Here is a 6,727-nt window from a genome sequence, read left to right as displayed (position 1 = left end):
TGCAGAGTCGAAATGTCGTGCGGCAAGAGTCGAAATAGGCGCGTGCAGAGTCGAAATGGGGCGGTGCAGAGTCGAAATATCGGCGTGCAGAGTCGAAATAGTGCGGTGCAGAGTCGAAATGTCGCCAGCAAGAGTCGAAATGTCGGCGGTGCAGAGTCGAAATGAGGCGTCGCAGAGTCGAAATGCGGTGCTGCAGAGTCGAAATGTCGCCAGCAAGAGTCGAAATAGGACGCCGGCACCAGCCCCTTAGTTCGCGTGGACACGCATTTTATGGTAAAATAACTATAAATTTATTAAGAAAGGGACGTGTGGCCACTTGAAAACGAACACTCCTTCACGAACCGGCGCCCTTTTGACTGCGGTGCCGTTTCTTCGTCTGAAACGGGCGGCCAAACCGCTCCGCATCCAGAACATTGTCCTTCTCGGCGATTCCGTGGCACTCGGCTACGGTACGCGCGGGGGATTATCCACATACTTAAAAGAGACATTTCCCGAAAGCCGTATCACCAACCTCGGCATCAACGGCCTGACAAGCGATGGGCTCGTGGCCCGGCTGCACGAGCAGAAGTGGGACAATAAAATAAAAGACGCCGATTTGATTATCCTGAACATCGGCGGCAATGATCTGTTAAGGGCTTTCCGCAGCGGCGGCGCGCGGGGGCTGATCCGCGGATTCGCCGCCCTGAAGCGCGGCTACCGGAAGAATCTTCTGGAAATTTATGCGCATATCCGCAACTTGAACCGAGAGGCGGTGTTCGTCCAGAACAGCCTCTATAACTCCATGAAGAAGGACGTCCAGTATTTCGGGTTCACCAACCTGCTGATTTCCCTATGGAACACTGCAATCGGCGGCAAAGACATCATCGTCGCGCGGATGCATGAAATGGGAAGGGACAGCTCCATTTGGCTTGATGCGATCCATCCGAACGAAGACGGCTATAAAATCATGCATGACCTGCTGAAAGCCACGCTCGCAGACCGGGGATATGCCCTGCGCTCAGGCGAGCGGTGACCGCCTTGTGTGAAGTTGTCAGATAACTGGTGCCAGGCACCACTATTCTGACAATTGGTGCCAGGCACCCACCAAGGCACCCACCAAAGGCACCAACCAACCGCCCGCTGCCGTCACCCAGCAGCGGGCCGCCGTTTTTCGTTTCGCTGAAACGGGTAGAAGTACCGTAACGGAAGGGAGGCGTACCCATGAAAATCGTGGAAGAACGGGATTTGATGAAGGACGAGTACGGAAATTACTATTTAGCGACGAACGTCACCGGCGATTCGGTCACCGTCGTCAACGCAGCCGTCTACTATGCCTTCAACCGCATGCTGAACGAAGATCTACTCGCCGACGCGCGCAACCTGTACCCGAACGAAGTCGCGGCGGGCAAATTCTTCACCGACCAGGTCGCCAAGCACATCGAACAGCTCGAGGACGACGCAGTGCCGGGCGGGATCTACGACATCGACGAAGTGAAACAGCAGTACGACCTGCACGTGAAACCGATCTACGATGAATCATTCCATCTGTAAAAAGCTTTGCTCCGCGCGGCGGGGCAGAGCTTTTTTGCTATACTGAAAAACAAAACGGCTGGTTTGGAGTTGAATCGGTTTATGGAAAAGAAAACATGGCCGGGAGTGGCACTTTGCTTCGCCCTGATGCTCGCCGGCATGGCCGGCTCTTGGGCGGCTGGTGTCCTCCTGGAAAGGGCCGGTTTTATTCCGCAAGGAAGCGCGAATCCGGTCTCGGAAATTTTCATCATCATCCTGCTTGGCATCGTGATCCGCAATGTGTTCGGATTGCATCCGATTTTCGCGGCCGGTGTGGCGTTTTCGGTCAAAAAACTGCTGAAGGCGGGCATCGTGCTGCTCGGCCTGCGGCTCAGCCTGACGGAAGCGCTGAAGCTTGGGCTTTGGGGAATTCCGCTCATTGTGGCGTGCATCGCGACGGCACTTGCGGTGACGCTGCTCATCACCCGGCGGCTGGAGCAGCCGCGGCGGCTCGGCACGCTGATCGCGTCCGGCACAAGCATCTGCGGCGTGACCGCCATCATGGCGACTGCGCCGGTCATCCGGGCGAAGGAGAACGAAGTGGCATACGCGGTGGCGAACATCACGCTGTTCGGGCTCACCGGTATGCTCGTCTACCCATACATAGCACAGATTTTATTCGCCGACGACCCGGTGAAGGCGGGACTGTTCCTCGGGACGGCGATCCACGACACCGCGCAGGTGACCGGCGCCGCATTGATCTTTGCGGACTTGGCGGACGCCGAACGGGCGGTCGACGTCGCGACCGTCGCCAAACTCGTGCGGAACTTATTTCTGATCGCCGTCATCCCGTTCGTATCCTGGCTGTTCTGGAGACGCGAAAGCGGGGCGGCGTCGCTGCCGAAGTGGCATGAACTCGTCCCGCTGTTCATCATCGGCTTCTTCGCCATGGCGCTCGTGCGGACCATCGGCGACGCAACGGCCGCTGCTGCAGGCACCGCCTTCGGGGTAGTGCCGATCGGATTGTGGACGGAGATAGTGACCGCCGTTAGCTCATTCGGATCCACCTACCTGTTCGGCCTCGCCATGGCGGGAATCGGCCTGTCAACGAGCTTTGACGTCTTCAAGGGTCTAGGCATGAAACCCTTCGCCATCGGCTTCATCGCCGCCCTCACCGTAGGTGCCGTCAGCGCGGCGCTCATCCTCCTGTTCGGCGGGTTGGTCACAGTCTGAAAACCAGTCCTAAATTGTCAGAAAAATGGTGCCAGGCACCCACTGATCAAATAGTCAGAAAAGTGGTGCCAGGCACCAAACGATAGAATAGTCAAATAAATGGTGCCAGGCACCAATTGAAGGCATCAATTGAGTCGAAATAGTTTGTAACTTTTACCATTCGATACCGTCTAACTGAAAAAGGGGGGGATGATCGGTGAGGAAATTCCTGATGTTAACAGGGCTGGCGCTCATGCTGACCGCGTGTGGAGTGGACGATGGGCAGCCGGAAGCCGAGAATGCAAAGAATCCCGAATCAGAGCCGACTGACTTGAAAAAAGCCGCTGCCGGCAAAAGGGAAATGATCGTAAAGCTCGAACAGACAGCGGAACCGGTCGCCCGTGAAAAAGCGGTACAGGAAATTAAGAAATCCGAAGAGTTCAAGAACGGCATGATGGGTGAACCCACGGATGAGACTGCCCGGAAAATGTCTATCCAGGCGATCGAGATGCCGGCAGTCGAAGCGGCACTGGCGAAAGCATACGGAAGCCGGGAGGAATTCATGAATGCCGGCATTGTTTACCTAGAGGTGTGGGAAGAGGAATACGAAAAGCCCGGTATCTGGGTCGGTATTAAAAATCCGGATGAACGGACCGGACAGCTGGAGGAAATCCTGCAGGCGAAAGCAGACGCAGGGGAAATTTCTGCTGATTATATCCATATCTACAAAGCTGAATACACAGAGAACGACATGCGGGAAATTGAAAATACAGCCTACCAGCTACTGAAGACGATGCAGGAAGAGCATTACCGGCCGCAGTCCGCGGTAGGCGGTGCCAGTCTCGATATCAAAACCGGCAAGCTGACAGTTTCCCATAACTTCCTGACAGAAGAACAGAAAACTGAAGTGGTAGCGGCGTTTCCTGAACTCGAAGTTACGTTTGAACAGCTGGGGGCCATGGTGCCGGGAGAAGGGGAACCGGATGTCCTGTACCCTGAACCTGCGGTGACGGAAGAACCGAACACAGAAGGGGAATACATTTTTAATGTATCTGAAGATAAATTCCTAAGCGGAAGCACGTACTACAGTTTTGAAAACGCGGATGAAAAACTAAAAGCGGGCCAGCGTGTCGAAGTCGGAACCACCGGATCCATTGCCGCCTCCTATCCCGGTCAGGGGACAGCCGTTGTTGTGGAAGTCATGCCGACCTACCAGCCTGAAGGGGCGGATCTGACGGAAGAGATGGCTGTCCGGAAGGCACTGGAAGACTGGGAGTTCGGAATGGATGGAATTCCGATGATCCGTCCCGAATACGATAACCAGAGTGACCGTTGGAACATTGAATTCACTTACAACTGGGACGGCGAAAAGACAGAGACTGTTACTGTCGACGACAAGTAAAGCGGCTGAGGAAATAAAACAGGAGGGACCGATGATGAAAAAGATTTTCATAGTACCCGGCTTACTTCTTTTATTGGCCGCCTGCGGTACGGACGAGGAGCCAATGGCAGTCGATGATGAGCCGGCAGCCGAACCGGCTGATTCAAGTGATGAATCAGTTCCGAGCACAGATGAAGGACCAGAGATGGTCAGCGGCCGCGAGATTATTGCTTCGCTCGAACAGACAGCGGAACCGGTCGCCCGGAATGAAGCAGCCGAGGCATTCAGGGAATCCAAGGATTACAAATCAGGGGTATTCGGCGAACAGACGGAAGAGCTTGCCCAGGATCTCGCTGTCCAGACGATCGAACTGCAGGCAGTGAACGAAGCGCTCGAAGAAGCGTATGGAAGCTATGACGGGTTTCTGAAAGCCGGCCTCATTCATTTGGAAAACAGCCGGGAAGGGGCAGAGCAGCCGGGGGTCTGGATCGGAATCAAGAATCCGGATGAACGGACTGAACAACTTGCCGCCATTCTCCAAACCAAGGTGGACGCCGGCGAAATCATGGCGAAATACATCCATATTTATGACAGTGTTTATTCCCAGCAGGATCTTGAAGACATTGCCTACGCTGCCTCGAAGATCCTGCGGCCGATGCAGGAAGCGCATATCCGCTCCCAGTCCGCGACTTATAACATCGATGCCGATGCGGAAACCGAAACGCTGCAGATCACCCATAACTTCTTGACGGATGAGCAAAAAGCGGAAGTGGCAGCGGCATTCCCGACTTGGGAAGTCGTGTTCGAGCAGATGGAGGTCATGGTGCCCGGGCCGGGCGAACCGGATGTGATTTATCCGGAGCCGGCAATCGTGACCGAGCCTTCGAATAAAGGAAGCTATGTGCTGGAAGTGTCGGAAAACGAATTCCTGAGCGAAGGCGTCTACTACGGTTTCAAGAATGCTGCTGATAAACTCAAAGTCGGCCAGCGGGTGGATGTCGGGTCTACGGGAATCATTGCCACATCTTACCCGGGTCAGGGGACTGCGGTGCTCGTCGAAGTGTATCCGACGTACCAACCGGAAGGGGCGGACATGACGGAAGCTGAGGCAGTGCGCCAGGCTTTGAAGGACTGGAAAATGGCAGCTGCCGGACTGCCGGCTATCCAGACAGCGTACGATGCAGCGGGCGATCAATGGCGGATCGAATTCACCTATACTTGGGATGAAAAAAAGGTGGAAGAAATTTTCATAGCAGATCAGTGGCAGAATTCAGAAAATTGGTGCCAGGCACCAGAGAAATCTGTCCTCAACAGCAGGAAGTTATAGCGATTTGTAACCTTTCCGGAACATTCCCGTCTAACACGGTAAAGGGAGCGGTAATATGCGAAAAGTTTATGTGATTGCCGGTGCCGTATTTTTTCTTGCCGCCTGCGGTACGGGTGAGGAACAGCCGGCGGCAGTGGATGAACCTGTCAGCAGTTCGGAATTTGACACGGTTGACCGCCGTGAAATCATCGCGTCTCTCGAACCAGCCGCAGATCCCGGTTCCGTTGATCTGCAGTCGGGAGCGGATACGGCGTTCAAGGCAGTGAGGGATGTGTATGGAGAATTCCATGAAACCGGCGTGTTTTTTATTGAACATAATAAAACAGGAAGCGGGGAACCGGGAATCTGGATCGGGATAAAAGAGCCGGATGAGCGTGTGGATGAACTCGTTTCCGTCCTTCAGGAACAAGTGGATGCGGGGCGGCTGATGGCGGATGATGTTCATATTTTCGACAGTGATTTCACAGAGGCCGAACTGGAAGCAGCGACGAACCGTGTGGCAGAAACATTACGGGGTATGGCAGAGGCGCACCACAGTCCGTCGAAAGTCGGACTCTCAATTTTCAGTGATGTAAAAAGCGGCACGGTCATCGTCAGCCATAATTTCCTGACAGAGGAACAGCAGGCTGAAGTGGAAAGTCTCCTGGAGAACTTTGAAGTGGAAGTCGAGCAATCCGGTATGATGGTGCCGGAACCGGGCGAACCGACAGTCGTCTATCCGGATCCTGCTGTCACGGCGGAGCCATCGGATGAAGGCGATTATCTCGTCGATGTACAGGATGGCCGGTTTCTGGCAGTCGATGCGACCGCGCAGGACTTCAGCGAAAACGGCGGTCAGGAGGAGTTCTATTCCGCCATCTACTTTGATTTCCCGAATGCGGCGGAACAGCTTGAAGTCGGCCAGCGCGTGAAAGTCGAAGCGTCCGGCCCGATCATGGAATCTTATCCGGGACAGGGGACGGCTGTCTTTGTCGAAGTGCTCCCGGCATACCAGCCGGAAGGAGCGGATCTGACGGAATTCGACGCTGTCCGTGAAGCCCTTACGATGACAGAAAAAGAGAGTGCCCCGATCGAAGTGCCGGCTGTCCAGTCCGTCACTTACAGCGCGGAACAGGACGCCTGGACAGTCGTGCTCCAGCTGGGTGACCAGGAAATCGAGAAGACGATCACGGACGAATAGCAGGCAGCCGCCTGCTGTTTTTTTGCGGAACGCCATATAAATCTCCGGTGCCTGGCACCGCCCAAATCTCCGGTGCCTGGCACCGCCCAAATCTCCGGTGCCTGGCACCGCCCAAATCTCCGGTGCCTGGCACCGCCCA

At 55.1% G+C, this 6,727-nt stretch carries 6 protein-coding genes; all 6 read left to right on the top strand.

The genetic code is table 11. The features are described from left to right. The first annotated feature begins 316 nt into the window (after nt 1-316). The 6 genes from CCE92_RS15175 (at nt 317) to CCE92_RS15150 (ending at nt 6,588) form a co-directional block, all read left to right on the top strand. Nucleotides 317-1,012, top strand: a complete 696-nt coding sequence (locus CCE92_RS15175) for an SGNH/GDSL hydrolase family protein (protein WP_162287896.1) — start codon at nt 317-319, stop codon at nt 1,010-1,012. Between the two features lie 188 nt (nt 1,013-1,200). Further along, nucleotides 1,201-1,530 carry a hypothetical protein gene (locus CCE92_RS15170; protein WP_088009452.1) on the top strand — a complete coding sequence of 110 codons (330 nt, stop codon included), beginning with the start codon at nt 1,201-1,203 and terminating at the stop codon, nt 1,528-1,530. A gap of 81 nt (nt 1,531-1,611) precedes the next feature. Continuing rightward, nucleotides 1,612-2,721 carry a YeiH family protein gene (locus tag CCE92_RS15165; protein WP_088009450.1) on the top strand — a complete coding sequence of 370 codons (1,110 nt, stop codon included), beginning with the start codon at nt 1,612-1,614 and terminating at the stop codon, nt 2,719-2,721. A gap of 196 nt (nt 2,722-2,917) precedes the next feature. After that, nucleotides 2,918-4,102 carry a DUF3221 domain-containing protein gene (locus CCE92_RS15160; RefSeq protein WP_088009448.1) on the top strand — a complete coding sequence of 395 codons (1,185 nt, stop codon included), beginning with the start codon at nt 2,918-2,920 and terminating at the stop codon, nt 4,100-4,102. A gap of 34 nt (nt 4,103-4,136) precedes the next feature. Further along, nucleotides 4,137-5,408: a DUF3221 domain-containing protein gene (locus CCE92_RS15155; RefSeq protein WP_088009446.1), complete on the top strand. Its 1,272-nt coding sequence runs from the start codon at nt 4,137-4,139 to the stop codon at nt 5,406-5,408. 55 nt (nt 5,409-5,463) lie between these two features. Further along, nucleotides 5,464-6,588 (top strand): YobA family protein, encoded by a 1,125-nt coding sequence (locus tag CCE92_RS15150; RefSeq protein ID WP_088009442.1) that lies wholly within the window; start codon nt 5,464-5,466, stop codon nt 6,586-6,588. The last annotated feature ends 139 nt before the right edge of the window (nt 6,589-6,727 follow it).

Source organism: Indiicoccus explosivorum, assembly GCF_002167005.1.
In the GTDB taxonomy this organism is placed as follows: Bacteria; Bacillota; Bacilli; order Bacillales_A; family Planococcaceae; genus Indiicoccus; species Indiicoccus explosivorum.
Note: the sequence above shows the minus strand (reverse complement) of the source record. Positions and strands in the feature narration are given on the sequence as shown.

Bases quoted from the DNA above. Each gene is read 5' to 3' on its own strand.
- CCE92_RS15150 (WP_088009442.1), top strand. From the start codon at position 5,464: ATGCGAAAAGTTTATGTGATTGCCGGTGCCGTATTTTTTCTTGCCGCC.
- CCE92_RS15170 (WP_088009452.1), top strand. From the start codon at position 1,201: ATGAAAATCGTGGAAGAACGGGATTTGATGAAGGACGAGTACGGAAAT.
- CCE92_RS15155 (WP_088009446.1), top strand. From the start codon at position 4,137: ATGAAAAAGATTTTCATAGTACCCGGCTTACTTCTTTTATTGGCCGCC.
- CCE92_RS15165 (WP_088009450.1), top strand. From the start codon at position 1,612: ATGGAAAAGAAAACATGGCCGGGAGTGGCACTTTGCTTCGCCCTGATG.